Annotated in this window: 17 protein-coding genes; 6 read left to right on the top strand and 11 right to left on the bottom strand. The window is 69.7% G+C overall.

Features of this window, described 5'->3' with window-relative positions:
• Window positions 1-330 precede the first annotated feature (330 nt).
• The 3 genes from B2K11_RS13900 (at window position 331) to B2K11_RS13890 (ending at window position 2167) form a co-directional block, all read left to right on the top strand.
• A complete protein-coding gene (locus B2K11_RS13900) occupies window positions 331-1158 on the top strand; it encodes a DUF222 domain-containing protein (protein ID WP_163618892.1) in 828 nt (275 codons plus the stop codon).
• A complete protein-coding gene (locus tag B2K11_RS13895) occupies window positions 1080-1703 on the top strand; it encodes an HNH endonuclease signature motif containing protein (protein WP_163618890.1) in 624 nt (207 codons plus the stop codon). The genes B2K11_RS13900 and B2K11_RS13895 overlap by 79 nt, the downstream gene beginning before the upstream one ends.
• Before the next feature lie 101 nt (window positions 1704-1804).
• Window positions 1805-2167 carry a DUF2127 domain-containing protein gene (locus B2K11_RS13890; RefSeq protein ID WP_163618889.1) on the top strand — a complete coding sequence of 121 codons (363 nt, stop codon included), beginning with the start codon at window positions 1805-1807 and terminating at the stop codon, window positions 2165-2167.
• A 13-nt stretch (window positions 2168-2180) separates the two neighbouring features.
• Here B2K11_RS13890 and B2K11_RS13885 read toward each other — a convergent pair whose 3' ends face one another.
• Window positions 2181-2642 (bottom strand): VanZ family protein, encoded by a 462-nt coding sequence (locus tag B2K11_RS13885; RefSeq protein WP_163618887.1) that lies wholly within the window; start codon window positions 2640-2642, stop codon window positions 2181-2183.
• 123 nt (window positions 2643-2765) lie between these two features.
• Here B2K11_RS13885 and B2K11_RS13880 point away from each other — a divergent pair, with 123 nt between their 5' ends.
• A complete protein-coding gene (locus B2K11_RS13880; RefSeq protein WP_163618885.1) occupies window positions 2766-3608 on the top strand; it encodes a hypothetical protein in 843 nt (280 codons plus the stop codon).
• A 12-nt stretch (window positions 3609-3620) separates the two neighbouring features.
• Here the strand turns inward: B2K11_RS13880 and B2K11_RS13875 are convergent, their stop codons facing one another.
• Both B2K11_RS13875 and B2K11_RS13870 read right to left on the bottom strand, forming a co-directional pair.
• Window positions 3621-5429 (bottom strand): DUF4012 domain-containing protein, encoded by a 1809-nt coding sequence (locus B2K11_RS13875; protein ID WP_163618883.1) that lies wholly within the window; start codon window positions 5427-5429, stop codon window positions 3621-3623.
• A gap of 133 nt (window positions 5430-5562) precedes the next feature.
• Window positions 5563-6282, bottom strand: coding sequence for an endonuclease/exonuclease/phosphatase family protein (locus B2K11_RS13870; RefSeq protein ID WP_163618881.1), 720 nt, complete (start codon window positions 6280-6282; stop codon window positions 5563-5565).
• 149 nt (window positions 6283-6431) lie between these two features.
• Between B2K11_RS13870 and B2K11_RS13865 the strand changes: the two genes are divergently transcribed.
• The gene (locus tag B2K11_RS13865) at window positions 6432-6878 is read left to right on the top strand and encodes a hypothetical protein (RefSeq protein WP_163618879.1); all 447 of its coding nucleotides are present in this window, start codon (window positions 6432-6434) and stop codon (window positions 6876-6878) included.
• A gap of 19 nt (window positions 6879-6897) precedes the next feature.
• Here the strand turns inward: B2K11_RS13865 and truA are convergent, their stop codons facing one another.
• The gene (gene truA / locus B2K11_RS13860) at window positions 6898-7758 is read right to left on the bottom strand and encodes a tRNA pseudouridine(38-40) synthase TruA (RefSeq protein WP_163618877.1); all 861 of its coding nucleotides are present in this window, start codon (window positions 7756-7758) and stop codon (window positions 6898-6900) included.
• 97 nt (window positions 7759-7855) lie between these two features.
• Here truA and B2K11_RS13855 point away from each other — a divergent pair, with 97 nt between their 5' ends.
• Window positions 7856-9787, top strand: a complete 1932-nt coding sequence (locus B2K11_RS13855) for an acyltransferase family protein (protein WP_163618875.1) — start codon at window positions 7856-7858, stop codon at window positions 9785-9787.
• A 63-nt stretch (window positions 9788-9850) separates the two neighbouring features.
• On the opposite strand, the gene rplQ is transcribed toward B2K11_RS13855, so the two are convergent.
• The 7 genes from rplQ to B2K11_RS13820 form a co-directional block, all read right to left on the bottom strand.
• Window positions 9851-10390 (bottom strand): 50S ribosomal protein L17, encoded by a 540-nt coding sequence (gene rplQ, locus B2K11_RS13850; protein WP_163618873.1) that lies wholly within the window; start codon window positions 10388-10390, stop codon window positions 9851-9853.
• A 39-nt stretch (window positions 10391-10429) separates the two neighbouring features.
• Window positions 10430-11419, bottom strand: a complete 990-nt coding sequence (locus B2K11_RS13845) for a DNA-directed RNA polymerase subunit alpha (RefSeq protein WP_163618871.1) — start codon at window positions 11417-11419, stop codon at window positions 10430-10432.
• 157 nt (window positions 11420-11576) lie between these two features.
• Window positions 11577-11975 (bottom strand): 30S ribosomal protein S11, encoded by a 399-nt coding sequence (rpsK, locus tag B2K11_RS13840; protein WP_018171470.1) that lies wholly within the window; start codon window positions 11973-11975, stop codon window positions 11577-11579.
• A gap of 32 nt (window positions 11976-12007) precedes the next feature.
• Entirely contained in the window at window positions 12008-12382 is a 375-nt protein-coding gene (gene rpsM, locus B2K11_RS13835; protein WP_163618869.1) for a 30S ribosomal protein S13, read from the bottom strand.
• A 146-nt stretch (window positions 12383-12528) separates the two neighbouring features.
• Window positions 12529-12645, bottom strand: a complete 117-nt coding sequence (gene rpmJ / locus B2K11_RS13830) for a 50S ribosomal protein L36 (protein ID WP_005050492.1) — start codon at window positions 12643-12645, stop codon at window positions 12529-12531.
• A 91-nt stretch (window positions 12646-12736) separates the two neighbouring features.
• Window positions 12737-12958, bottom strand: a complete 222-nt coding sequence (infA, locus tag B2K11_RS13825; protein WP_017201569.1) for a translation initiation factor IF-1 — start codon at window positions 12956-12958, stop codon at window positions 12737-12739.
• A gap of 167 nt (window positions 12959-13125) precedes the next feature.
• Complete coding sequence (locus tag B2K11_RS13820; protein WP_163618867.1) at window positions 13126-13824, bottom strand: thioredoxin domain-containing protein; 699 nt, start codon at window positions 13822-13824, stop codon at window positions 13126-13128.
• Between the last annotated feature and the right edge of the window lies 1 nt (window position 13825).

Here is a 13825-nt window from a genome sequence, read left to right as displayed (position 1 = left end):
CCCCCCCCCCCCCCCCCGGTCGAAGTCGGCGCGACGAATAAGTCGCACCGTGCGATGGACCCCAACGATTGCGACACCCCCTGGCAATCGATGCCCGGATGCTAGCGCGGCCGAATCCGGCGCACAAGGGCGTCGTCCGGCACGCGCCCAGGCGGTGTCGGCCGGATGCGGACGGCCACCGCAATGTCGGAGGCCCCCGCCATGATGGATCCAGCGAAAGACACCGTCATCCGGTTCTTTCGCAGAGATCCGACCGCGTTGTGCCCCGCGGTCCGATCGGGATCATCCCGTGAGAAGGGTCGCGCTCTCTGCGCGACGGAAGGGCACATCGTGGACGACGCGGAACGCGACGAGGTCGAGGCGCAGCGCGCCGGAGACCTCGCTGCGCAGCTGCGCCGTATCCACGCCGAAGAGGCCGCCCTCCACGCCCGCAAACTGCGTCTCCTGGCCGACGCGTTCGCCCTCGCTGAGGCGCAGCAGGCGCGCATCCCGTCGGCGCGCTCGAAGGAACGCGACATGCCGCTGCGCGCACTGGCGGCCGAGCTCGGTCTCGCCGTGAAGGTCAACGACCGCACGATGCAGTCGCACATGTGGGACGCACATCGGCTCACCACCTCGTTCGCGGTCACCGTGACAGCCCTCGAAGCGGGGCGCATCTCACGAGGCCACGTGACAGCCATCCTCGACTGCGGCGGCGCGATCGACGAGCCCGCTGCACGGGCCGAGTTCGAACGCGCGGTTCTCGAATACGCGGAGACGACGACGGCCGCGCGCACCCGTGCCTACGCCCGGCAGCAGGCAGACATCCGCAACCCGCTCACTCTTCAGGAGCGCCACGATCTCGCTGTGCAGGGCCGCCGCATCTGGGTGACCGACCTCGACGACGGCATGTCGCTGCTGAACCACATGCTCCCGACCGCGCTGGCCCACGGCATCGTCGACCGGCGACACGGCAGGCCAAGCTCATCAAGCGGGTCGACGCCTCCCGCCGGCACCAGGTGCGAACGACGCACGAAACGACGGATGCCGCAGCCCTTGGTGCTCCCGACAGCAGCTGCGAGACCGCGCCCGACGAAGAAGTGTGGTTCGACGAGCGGACGATCGACCAGATCCGCGCCGACCTCGTCGCCGATCTGCTCCTCACCGGCGCTCCGGTGATCGACCCGACCCTGGATGCCGCGCCCGGCGGACTCGGGGCGATCCGCGCGACCGCGCAGATCACGGTGCCCGTCACGACCCTGACCGGGGTCACGAGCGGCGGTGTCGAACTCGACGGCATCGCGCCCGTCGACCCCGCCACCGCACGGCGCCTCGCCGGTGATGCGCCGGGCTGGGACCGCGTGATGACCGATCCGGTGACCGGGATGGTGCTCGCGGTCGACCGCTACCAGCCGTCGGCGGCGCAGCAGCGGTACCTCAAGGCCCGGGATCCGCACTGCCGCTTCCCCGGATGCCGAAGGCCGGCGCGACTGTGCGATGACGACCACACGCACGACCACGCCCGAGGCGGTCCGACCGACGTCCGCAATCTCGCCTGCCTCTGCAAAAGACATCACACGCTGAAACACGCGACCGACTGGACGGTGCGCCAGCTCCCCGGCGGCACCCTCGAGTGGACCAGTCCGGCCGGCCGGCCGTACCTCGACCATCCTCCGCAGCGCGTCGTCTTCGTGCCGGGCGACGACACCGCGGCACCATTCTGAGGGCCGACACGAGCAGCTCAGCGTGAAACGCGTTCGCGCCGGCAGGCGACCGCTACGTTGGAGCCTTCAGCCGAATCTGTCTCGCCACGGAGGACTCACCCATGACTCAGCGCCCGCTCGGCGTCACGCTCGTCGCCATCATCGCCTGGATCTCCGGCTTTCTGCAGATCGTTGGATCGATCTTCGCGATCATCGCCGGCCTCTTCATCACCTGGCCCGCGATCCTCGGGTGGATCAGCCTCATCATCGGAGCCATCACCCTCGCCGTCGGCGTCGGCCTGTGGCGCGGCAACCCCACCGCCCGCACGATCGCGATGGTCGTCTTCGCCATCACCATCGTGCTGCAGGTGCTCAACCTCTTCTCCGATGCCAGCCTGTGGTCGGTGATCGGCGGGTCGCTGCTGTCGCTGATCGGGCTGATCCTGCTGAGCACCCGCGACGCACGCAGCTACTTCGGGAGCTGATGCCCGGCACCCGTCACTTCGGCGCCGCACGCCGTTCGATGAGCTGCACAATGGCGAGGCCGATGGCCGCGCCGAGAACGTTGGCGACGATGTCGCGCAGGCTGGGCGTGCGCTCGGCGAGGAGCAGAGCCTGACCCGACTCGATGAGCAGCGTGGTGGCGAGAGCGATCGGCACGACGAGTCCGCGGTGCAGCGGAAGCACGAGCGCCAGCAGCACCCCGAACGGCACGAACAGTGCGACGTTGGCAGTCGTCTCGATGACGTCGTACGTCAGCCATGGGACCGCCTGCGTGATCGCGCGCAGCAGGCCAGACGCCCCGCGATCCACCGGCACCGGCCAGAACGCGATGAGCGTCAGCAGCACACCGTAGATGACGAGCAGACGGATGCCGCGCCCCTGCGCGCGACGGCGGTGCACGGTGGCGACGGCCGCGGTGTGGGGCCGTGCGGGCACGAGGATGGGTGCGTCGGTCATGGCGGGGCTCCCCTCGGTCGGGCGCCGCGGCAGTGCCGCGCAGTGCGGCGAGTCTACTCGCGGTCCTCGAAAGCGTCTGGCCCCGCCGACGACCGTCGGGCACCTCCCGCTAGGGTGATCGGCATGTCGATCGCCGCCGTCTCGACCTCGCTCGAGCGCACCTACCGGTATCTGCGGATCGGCATCGCCGGCACCGTCGTCGCGATCTTCGTCGCGATCGCGCAGGCGGCGACCACCTACGGCTGGCTCACGTCGGTGAGCGACTACTTCTACACGCCCGCCCGCGACGTGTTCGTCGGGGCGCTGATCGCGGTGTCCCTCGCGCTCTTCGCGCTGTCGGGTCGCGGCGCCGAGCGTGCGCTCCTCGATGCCGCCGCGCTGTTCGCACCCCTCATCGCCCTCGTGCCGACGACGCTGTCACCGGATGCCGTGCCCGGCGTCGTCGTCGACTGCACAGGGCGCTGCTTCCCCCCGCAGTACGAAGCGGATGCCGCGAACGGCGTCTCCGTGTACCTCGTGCTCGGCGCGCTCGTGCTCCTCGTCGCCCTCGTGCTCGCTGCGCTCGGTCAGGTCTCGCTCGCCGCCGTGTGGCCGTCGCTGCTGGTCGCCGTGGTCGTTCTCGCCGTCACCGCACTCACCTGGGCGTTCGCACGCGACGCGTTCCTGCAGCAGGCGCACTTCGTCGCGACGACGGCCTTCTTCGCACTGTTCGCGGCGGTCGCGGTGCGCAACGCCTTCCCCCGCCGGGGTCCGCAGCCGACGCCGGTGTTCCGCGTGCTCTACACGGTCATCGCCGTGGGACTCGTGCTCACCCTGATCGCGTACGTCATCCTGCTGCCCGACGCCGACGGCTCCGGCATCCCGATCGTGCTCATCGTCGAAGCCGCCGCGCTCATACTGTTCTTCGCGTTCTGGGTGGTGCAGGGCATCGAGAAGTGGTCCGACCCGGATCCGACGCTCCTCTGACGGGTCCGGCCGTCACCGTGCAGCCGGGAAGAGCGCCACGCAGCTCGGGTCGATGGTGACGGTGGTCGCGGTCGCCGTGGGGGTGTGACGCAGTCGCAGCGGAGCGAGGTCGCCGGGCGGCAATGCGACCGTGAACGCGGTGGTCACGGTCTCTCCCTTGGCGACGAACACCGTCTTGCTGAGTGCGGTGTTGCCCTTCTCGACGCCGCTGCGTTCCCACCGCGGGACGTCTCCCACCGCCGGGACGGTGTGCGTGATCTGAGCGCCGGGAGGCGCGAAGAACAGCACGTCGAGCATCATCGTGGTACTCGGCAGGCCGAATCGCCAGTTGCGGAGCCCGAGCGTGTAAGGGCTTCGGATGTCGTCGCCGATGCCGTTCGCCAGCGTCATCGTGGTCGTGATCGTCCGCGCCGCGGCGTCGCACGTCGCGATGATCGACGTCGTCAAGTGGTACTCGAGCTTGCCGACGGAGGAGTCATTCAGGTAGATCCCCACCTGCGTCCGCGTCGTGGTGTCGCCGGCCAACGCGCCGTCCACCCCGAGCTCGACGGCGAGCGCCTGCGCGGCCTGGTCGACGAACGCGAGGTTGACGCGCTGCTCTGCCGCAGCCTTCTTCAGCGCATCGAGCATCTGCAGCGGGTCCCAGGCCGAGGTCGTGAGGTGCGCGAACACCTGCTTCGCGGCATCCGCGAAGAACCGGTCGGAATCGCGGCCCTCGGGATAGCGCTCGTACGCGTCACGGAGCAGCACCGAGACGGCGTTGTCCGCGGTGAGCTGTTCCCCCGTACCGAGCGTCACGGGTCCGGCGACGGCGAGCATGTGCGAGAGCACGACGGGGTCGATCGAGACGACACCGTCGAACGTCGCGCCGGTGGTGTGGGTCCACAGGGCCTGGAAGAGCTGGGCCGTCGTCGGGAAGTCGGGGGTGAAGGTGTAATCCTGCGAGTGCTGCGCGAACGTGGGCAGATACAGCCCGGTGGTCTCGGCGGGCAGCGCCACGTACACATCGTCCTGCGTTCCGGCGTCGTAGAACGTCTGCGAACTCGCCTGATCCACGTACCCGAGCTTGCCGTCCGTGAGGGTCACGATCATGCTCGCCGCCGGGTTCCCACCCGTGGCACGGATCTCGGCGTTGTTCTGGAAGATCAGGAGGTAGGTCTTGATTCCGCCAGACCCTGCCATGTCGAGAAGTGTCGGCAGGTACTTCTCGGCTACTCCGAGTGCCGGCGTCGCGAGGTCGATGAAGGTGAGGATGTCGGAGATCGACGCGCTCACCTCGGGAAGGAGCGTCGCCGTGTCGATCGGCGCGACGATCGACTGCGCGTCGGCGAAGGCTGCGGCGATCTCGGGGATCGAGCTCTGCACCTGGCGGAACGGCTCGAGGTCGATCCCGCCGCCGTCGAGCGTGAGGTCGTCGAAGTCGGTGACCGAGAGGAACTGCAGTCCCGGCGTCAGGGCGCGCTCGACGAGGACGTCGACCGCATGCGTCACACGCCGCACCGCATCGACGTTCTGCCCGATGAACGGCACGCGAGAGGCGAGGTCCCACAACGGGCCATCCACGGTCCGGACGGCGAGCGTCACGTCCGCCTGGATCGCGTCCGTCGCCGCGAGAAGCTGCGCCTCGTCGGCCGTCTCCAGGCTGCCGCGGAGTTCCGCGATCCCGGATGCCGCCCGCCCGACCGCGGCGCGGGCCCGCTGCGCTTCGGACCAGAACTGCATCGTGAGCGCGCCGGCGACCACGGCGGCCGCGAGCAGTACGGCGAGGACACCGACCAGGATCCAGGGCCACACGCGCCGCCGGCGCGTCGGAACAGGCATTGCCCCGGCATCGTAAGCAACCCCAGTTCGCGCACCCTCGGATACGGTGCGCGTGACGGTCCCCCTCGTCACGCTCCCATCGTACGCGCGGCGCGTCAGGAAACCAGGGGGCGCCTGAAACGCCGGGGTGAGGTCAGGCGACGCCGGTCTCGGCCTCCGCGACCTCGACGACCCGGCGGACGCCGACGGCGGGGTGAGCCGTCACGAGGATGGGCAGGTGGTCGCTGAGCCCCTGCGGCAGCGTGCGCACGCGGTCGATCTCGAAGCCGACCGACGTCGCGAAATCGTAGTGCCCGCGGAAGAAGCGGTAGCGCGTGTACGTGCGCGAATCGCTGAGGTTGAGCTCGTACCCCTGCTCGCGCACGTGCTGGCCGAGCCGCTCCTTGAACACCGGATAGTTGTAGTCGCCGACCATGAGCGCCGGCAGCCCTTCGCCGAGCTGCTGCAACTCGCCCAGCGCCGTGCGGATCTGGTGGCGCCGCAGAGAATTCAGCGCGGTGAGCGGGGCGGCATGGAACGACGCCACGATGATGTCGATGTTCTCGTCGATGTCGTGGAGCCGGACGCCCAGCATCCGTTCCTCCGCCGGCTTCAGCACCCTGTCGTGGAGCGACTTCTTGAGGGCGATAGCCCGCACATCGACGGCGCGGTAGGTGTTCTCGCGGTAGTAGACGGCGAGCCCCAGCCGGTTGCGCTGCGTGGACTCCGCCAGCCTCAGCCCAGAGATCTCGTCCGGGAGGTCGCTGGTATCCGCCTCCTGCAGACACAGCGCATCAGCACCGTGGCGCTCTACCAGGTGGGCCAGTTCGCCGGCCGCCCGGTGCTTGCGCAGGTTGTAAGAGATGACCTTCATGTCGAGGCAAGCCTATGCCGAATGACGTTGCCGACGGGTGGCCTTGCGGCATCCACAACGGGACCTTAGAGGGACCACCGACCTCCGATGTACGAAAACGCGTGCGGGCGCCTCTGGAGTGGTGTCTGCCGAGAACCCAGGAGGACCCCATGGCCGCAGCATCCACTCCCGCCGTACGAGCCGAGCTCGTCGGCGCCCTCGACGCCAGCCGCGCCGCCCGCGAAGCCGCGGAGCGCGAGCTGCGCCGCAGCATCGCCGTCCGCTCCCGCGTCGGCGAGACCCTGGAACGCACCGCTGGGCGGCGCGGGCTGGACGAGGCCGAGCGGGTGCGGCTGCGTGACGAGTACGCCGCCGCCGACCGCGTGGTGGCCGAGCGTCGCGCCGCCGTCGACAAGGCGCGCGAGTTCGAACGCGCCGCCATCGTCGTGGCCGAGGCGTTCGAGACCGAGGCCGCGTCGGCGAGCCCGCTGGCGGCCGCGCTGCTCGAGCTCGTCGGCTCGCGTGCGGGAGCTACCCGCGGTCGCGCACCGGTCGCGGCTGCGCGGCGTGCCGCGCCGGCGGCGCGTCTGCGCAGCACGCGTCCTCGCACGGCCTGACGTCCGTTCTCGACGGCGATCACTCGCGGTCGCGGCGTGCCCGTGTCTGCTCCGCGCGCTGCGCCAGCAGGTCGTCGGCCGGGTAGCCGACCTCGGTCAGCGTGAGCCCGCGCGCCGCGAGCACCTTCACCTCGGGCACGCGCTCCTGCTCGTCGCGGATGCCCACGACGTCGTCGACAGCGAGGCGCCCGTCGCCGACGGCCACACACGCTCCGACGAGCGCGCGCACCATGCTGTGGCAGAACGCGTCCGCCTTGACGTTCGCGACCAGCACGCCGGCGTCGTCGCGGTGCCAGTCGAACTCCAGCAGCGTGCGGATCGTCGTCGCCTCGTCGCGCGGCTTGCAGTAGGCGGCGAAATCGTGCAGCCCGATGAGGGCGCCGGCTGCGGCATCCATCGCCTCCACATCGAGGGATGAGCGCACCGAGGTGGTGCGATGGCGCTCGAGCGGGTCGTAGCCGCTGACCGCGTCGCCGATGCGGTACTCGTAGCGGCGCCACACCGCGGAGAACCGGGCGTCGAAGCCGGCGGGGGCGACGCGCGAGGCGCGCACCCCCACATCGGAGTAGGCGCCCACCACGCCCGTCATACGCGCGGCGAGCGCACCGGCACGGTCGTCGAGCGTCGGTGTTCCGTTTCCCGGACGCGCGTGCCGCGCGAGGAGGCGCTGCACCTGTGCGTCGTCGAGATCCACGTGGGCGACTTGGCCGGCGGCGTGAACGCCGGCGTCGGTGCGACCGGCGACCACCAGCCGCGGGTCACCGCCCAGCACGCGCGCGAGCGAGGACTCGAGGGTCTCCTGCACGGTGCGCAGGCCCGGCTGACGCGCCCACCCGCGAAAATGCGTGCCGTCATAGGCGATGTCGAGACGGATGCGCACCCTCCCACCCTATTCGGGCGACCACTGGCCGTCGTGATGTCGGCCCGGCACTGCCACGTAGACTTGCCGTTTCCCCCTCCTTCGTTCGCGAGAACTCATGACGTCCACTGTGCCTTTCAAGAGCCCGCTCTTGGCCCGCTTCGCCGGGCTCGACGGCATGCGCGCGATCGCGGTGGTGCTCGTGGTCGTCTACCACCTGTTCCCGCCGGCGATGCTGCCGGGCGGCTTCGTGGGCGTGGACGTGTTCTTCGTGATCAGCGGGTTCCTGATCACGAGCCTGCTGCTGCGCGAGCACACCGCCACCGGTCGTATCGCGCTCGGCCGGTTCTGGCAGCGCCGCGCGCGACGGCTTCTGCCCGCGCTCGCAGTCGTCGTGGCGGTCTGCTCGGCGGTGGCGTGGGTCGTCGGCGGCGACGTGCTCGTCGACCTCGACGCGCAGGTACTCGCGGCGGCGACGTTCAGCTACAACTGGGTCTCGATCGCGGGCGGCGGCGGCTACTTCGCCGCTGCGACGCCCGAGCTCTTCCGCAACTTCTGGTCGCTCGCCGTCGAGGAGCAGTTCTACCTGCTGTGGCCGGTCGTCTTTCCGCTGTTCCTGCTGCTGCCGCGCACGTGGGCGCGGATCGCCGCGGCTTTCGCTCTCGCCGCCGCTTCGGCGGTCGGCATGGGCGTCATCGTCGGGAGCGGCGGCGACCTCACCCGCGCCTACTTCGGCACCGACACACACGCGTTCGGGCTGCTGATCGGCGTCGGGCTGGCGTTCCTGCTCGCGCCGCTGTTCACCGAGGCACGGCCGCGCTGGGTGCACTCCCCCACCGCGCGTCGCCTTGCCGAAGCGGCCGGCATCGCCGCGCTCGCGGGGCTCGTCGCCGTGACAGCGCTGCCGCTCGGCGGCTCTGTGGCCGCCTTCCCCGGCGCCCTCCTCACCGCGAGCCTGCTGAGCGCCGTCGCGATCGTCGCGGGTGTCTGGCCCGGCTCACGGTTCGGGCGGGCGATCGACGTCCGACCCCTGCGCTGGATCGGCGACCGCTCCTACGGCATCTACCTCTGGCACTGGCCGCTGCTCGTGCTCGCGGTGGCCGCCTTCGCACCGGGCGCGACCGTCGCGACGGCACCGGTGTGGATCGGCATGGGCGTGCTCGCGGCGACGGCTGCGGCATCCGCTCTCTCGTTCCGCTTCGTCGAGACCCCGGTGCGGCGCCTCGGCCTGCGCGCATCGGCACGCGCGCTCGTGGCGCGGCTGCACGGGGGTCCTCGCGCCCGGCTGCGCACGCTCGGTGTCGCCCTCGCCGGGGCACTCGTGCTCGCCGGCACCGGCGCGGCGCTCGCAGCCGCACCCGAGGAATCGAGCGCCGAAGCGGCCGTCGCGGCAGGCCGCGCGGCGCTCGAAGAGGCACGACGCAACGCTCCCCCTGCGCCGGTGTCACCCGACGCCGGCCCCGAGCACGAAGTCGCGGATGCGGCGACCGGCGTCACGGGCGACCGGATCAGCGCCGTGGGCGACTCCGTGATGCTCGCGTCCGCCGGCGGCCTCCTCGAAGAGCTGCCCGGCATCGAGGTGGACGCGGCGGTGTCTCGGTCGATGTGGGCTGGGCCCGGCATCGTGGACGACCTCGCCGCCGCAGGACGGCTGCGCCCCTACGTCGTGGTGGCGCTCGGCACGAACGGCGCCATCGACCGCGACTCGCTCGAGCGCATCGCCGCCACGGTGGGCCCGAAGCGCGGGCTGGTGCTCGTCAACGCGTATGCGCCACGCGATTGGATCCCCGGCGTCAACGCCGACCTCGCCGCCTTCGCCGAGCACCGCACCAACGTCGCCGTCGCCGACTGGTCAGGCGCGATCGCCGCGCACACCGATCTGCTGGCCGGCGACCAGATCCACCCCGGCTCGGCCGGCGGCCGCATCTTCGCCGACACCGTCGCGGCCGCCGTCGACACGCTCGCCCACAAGCGCCGCGCCGCCGCCGAGCTCTTCGTGCAGTTGCAGCAGGTGCAGCTGAAGCAGGTGCAGCTCGGCGCGGACCGCTGAGTCGATGCAGAGAGACCCGCCACCCTCACGGGTGGCGGGTCTCTCGGTGCAAGGGGGTCCGGATTACGCGGACTTCTCCTCGACGGCGTCCTCGGCAGCAGCCTCGGCGGCGGCGCCCTCCTCCGGCGACTCGGCGCCGGCCTCGGCGGCCTCGTCGGCGGCGGGAGCCTCCTCAGCAGCGGGGGTCTCCTCGGCCGGAGCAGCCTTGGCGGCAGCGGCCTTCTTCGCCGACGGCTTCTTCGTCACGGGCTCGAGAACGAGCTCGATGACGGCCATGGGGGCGTTGTCGCCCTTGCGGTTGCCGACCTTCGTGATGCGGGTGTAGCCGCCCTCACGGTCCGCCACCAGCGGGGCGATCTCGGTGAAGAGCTCGTGGACGACCGACTTGTCGCCGATGACCGACAGCACGCGACGACGCGCGTGCAGGTCGCCGCGCTTCGCGAACGTGATGAGGCGCTCGGCGAGCGGACGCAGGCGCTTGGCCTTGGTCTCGGTCGTCTTGATCGACTTGTGGGTGAACAGCGCAGCGGCCAGGTTCGCAAGCAGCAGACGCTCGTGGGCGGGGCCGCCTCCGAGGCGGGGACCCTTGGTGGGCTTGGGCATTCTTTGTTACTCCAGGATCAGATTCGGGGGGACCGGGACTCAGACGGTCTCGTCGTCGTAGCCGCCGTAGAAGTGCGCGCCGTCGAACCCGGGAACCGAGTCCTTCAGCGACAGGCCGAGTGAGACGAGCTTGTCGCGCACCTCGTCGACCGACTTCTGCCCGAAGTTGCGGATGTTCATGAGCTGCGTCTCCGACAGGGCGACGAGCTCCGACACGGTGTTGATGCCCTCGCGCTTGAGGCAGTTGTACGAACGCACCGACAGGTCGAGGTCCTCGATCGGCATCGACAGCTCGTTCGACAGGACGGTCTCGACCGGCGCCGGGCCGATCTCGATGCCCTCGGCCTCGACGTTGAGCTCGCGGGCGAGGCCGAAGAGCTCCGTCAGGGTGCGGCCGGCCGAAGCGACGGCGTCGCGCGGGGCGATCGACGACTTCGACTCGACGTCCAGCACGAGCTTGTCGAAGTCGGTGCGCTCACCGGCACGCGTCGCGTCGACGCGGTACGAGACCTTGAGCACCGGCGAGTAGATCGAGTCGATCGGGATCTGACCGGCCTCGGCGTACTCGTTGCGGTTCTGCGTCGCCGAGACGTAGCCGCGGCCACGCTCGATCGTGAGCTCGAGCTCGAACTTGGCGGTGTCGTTCAGCGTCGCGATGACGAGCTCGGGGTTGTGCACCTCGACACCGGCCGGCGCGGAGATGTCGGCGGCGGTGACCTCACCGGCGCCGGTCTTGCGCAGGTACGCGGTGATGGGCTCGTCGCGCTCGCTGGAGACGACCAGCTGCTTGATGTTGAGGATGATCTCGGTGACATCCTCCTTCACACCCGGGATGGTGCTGAACTCGTGGAGGACGCCGTCGATGCGGATCGACGTCACTGCGGCACCGGGGATGGACGACAGGAGGCTGCGACGCAGCGCGTTGCCGATCGTGTAACCGAAGCCGGGCTCCAGCGGCTCGATGACGAAACGGCTGCGGAACTCCCCGATCTTCTCCTCGGTCAGAGTGGGACGCTGTGCGATGAGCACTATGTGTTCCTTTCGATCACGTGCCCGCTATATGACACGTGCGGTGGGTGAGGTGTTGAGTTTTGATCAGGATGCCTCGGGCAGAGGCATCCGAAACGAACGGTGGCCCGTCGACAGGCTCAGGGACCGGTCCCTGAGCCTGTCGAAGGGCGAAGCGTCAGACGCGGCGGCGCTTCGGCGGGCGGCAGCCGTTGTGCGCCTGCGGCGTCACGTCCTGGATCGAGCCGACCTCGAGGCCGGCGGCCGTCAGCGAGCGGATCGCGGTCTCGCGACCCGAGCCCGGGCCCTTCACGAAGACGTCGACCTTCTTGACGCCGTGCTCCTGCGCCTGGCGGGCAGCGGACTCCGCGGCCATGCCGGCGGCGTACGGCGTCGACTTGCGCGAGCCCTTGAAGCCCACGCCACCCGACGACGCCCAGCTGATGACGGCGCCCGACGGGTCGGTGATCGAGACGATCGTGTTGTTGAACGTCGACTTGATGTGGGCCTGGCCCAACGCGATGTTCTTCTTCTCCTTGCGGCGCGGCTTGCGCGCGGCGGACTTGGCCTGTGCCATGTGCGTTCTCTCCTAAACCCTGGGGCCGCGCCTTAGCGCGCCTTCTTCTTGCCGGCGACGGTGCGCTTCGGGCCCTTGCGGGTACGGGCGTTCGTCTTCGTGCGCTGACCGCGCACCGGGAGGCCGCGGCGGTGGCGGATACCCTCGTAGGAACCGATCTCGACCTTGCGGCGGATGTCGGCGGCGACCTCGCGGCGAAGATCGCCCTCGACCTTGTAGTTGCCTTCGATGTGGTCGCGGAGTGCGATGAGCTGGTCGTCGCTGAGGTCCTTGACGCGGATGTTCTCGTCGATCTCCGTTGCTGCGAGGATCTCGTTCGAGCGGGTACGGCCCACGCCGTAGATGTACGTGAGGGCGATCACCACGCGCTTGTCGCGCGGGATGTCAACGCCGGCAAGACGTGCCATGCGGTTTCTCCTATGGAGTGAGTGGAGGTGTGGAGCAGGATCGGTGCCCGGGCCTCCGCCCGAGGTGTCCCCTCCGAAGAGGTTCTGACCCTGCCTGTGATGTGTTCAGTTGTGCGGTTCGAGGCTGCGCGGGGCGCAGCCCCCGATCAGCCCTGGCGCTGCTTGTGACGCGGGTTCGACTTGCAGATGACCATGACGCGACCGTGGCGACGGATGACCTTGCAGTGGTCGCAGATGGGCTTGACGGAGGGATTGACCTTCATGTTCTTTCCTGTTTCGCTGTCTTCGCCGGGCAGGCTTCTCGGCTCGGTTGCTGAGCCTGTCGAAGCACTGGGGCGTTACTTCTCGACCGGTCTAGCGGTAGCGGTAGACGATGCGCCCGCGGGTGAGGTCGTAGGGCGAGAGCTCCACGACGACACGGTCCTCGGGGATGATGCGGATGTAGTTCTGCCGCATCTTGCCGGAGATCGTCGCGAGGACCTTGTGTCCGTTGCTCAGCTCAACGCGGAACATCGCGTTGGGCAGCGCCTCGGAGATCACGCCCTCGATTTCGATGACACCGTCTTTCTTCGCCATACGCTCGCTAACAGTTCTGCAGACCGGTCGGTCTGCGGTGGATGGGATTCGGTGCTACGACACGCCAATGAAGGCGCAACGCACCAAAGATCAAGCATACGTGATAGTGGATGCCTCGGCAAATCACCGGCGGATGCCGCCGGCCGCGGCATCCGTCGTCCGCAGGCTTACTCGAAGAGCGTCGCGAGCTCGCCCGCCGGGGGCAGCGTCGAGTTCGCGATGACCTGGCCGTTGACGGCGACAGTCGGCGTGCCGATCCCCTGCGATCCGGGCTGGATCGGCGTCTGCTCGGTCATCTCGGTCACGAAGCCGGCGTAGGTGCCGTCGTTGACGCACGAGTCGATGCCCGTCACGCCGACGCCCGACGCGATGTCGAGGATCTCGCGGTTCGTGAGACCCGAGGAGCCTTCCGCGGGCTGGTTCTCGAACATCGCCTGCAGGAACGGCAGCGACGCGTCGGGGTCCGCGTCCGCGACGCAGTAGGCGGCATTCGCCGCACGCGTGGAGAACTGCGTTCCGTTCGACTGATCGTCGAGGATCGAGATCGGGTGGATGCCGAGGGTGATGTCCCCGGCGTCGACCATGCCCTCGATCTCGGCGCCGTACACCTGCTCGAACTGGTTGCAGACGGGGCACATGAAGTCGATGTAGGTGTCGAGCCGGTCCTCGCCGTCGCCGACGAGGATGGCGCCGGTCTCGCTGTCGATGCCCGCTGACGACGGCGGGTTCACCTCGGTGGGCAGCGGCTTGGGCGTCGCCGCGTTGTTCAGCGTCACCACCAGGACGACGACGAGCACGAGGGCGACCGCGACGCCAGCCGTCACCCAGATCGCGAACCAGTTGGTCTTGCGTGCGGTCTGTGCCATG

It is taken from the genome of Microbacterium sp. B35-30, assembly GCF_010634855.1.
GTDB lineage: Bacteria > Actinomycetota > Actinomycetes > Actinomycetales > Microbacteriaceae > Microbacterium.
This window is presented reverse-complemented; position numbering and strand designations above follow the sequence as displayed.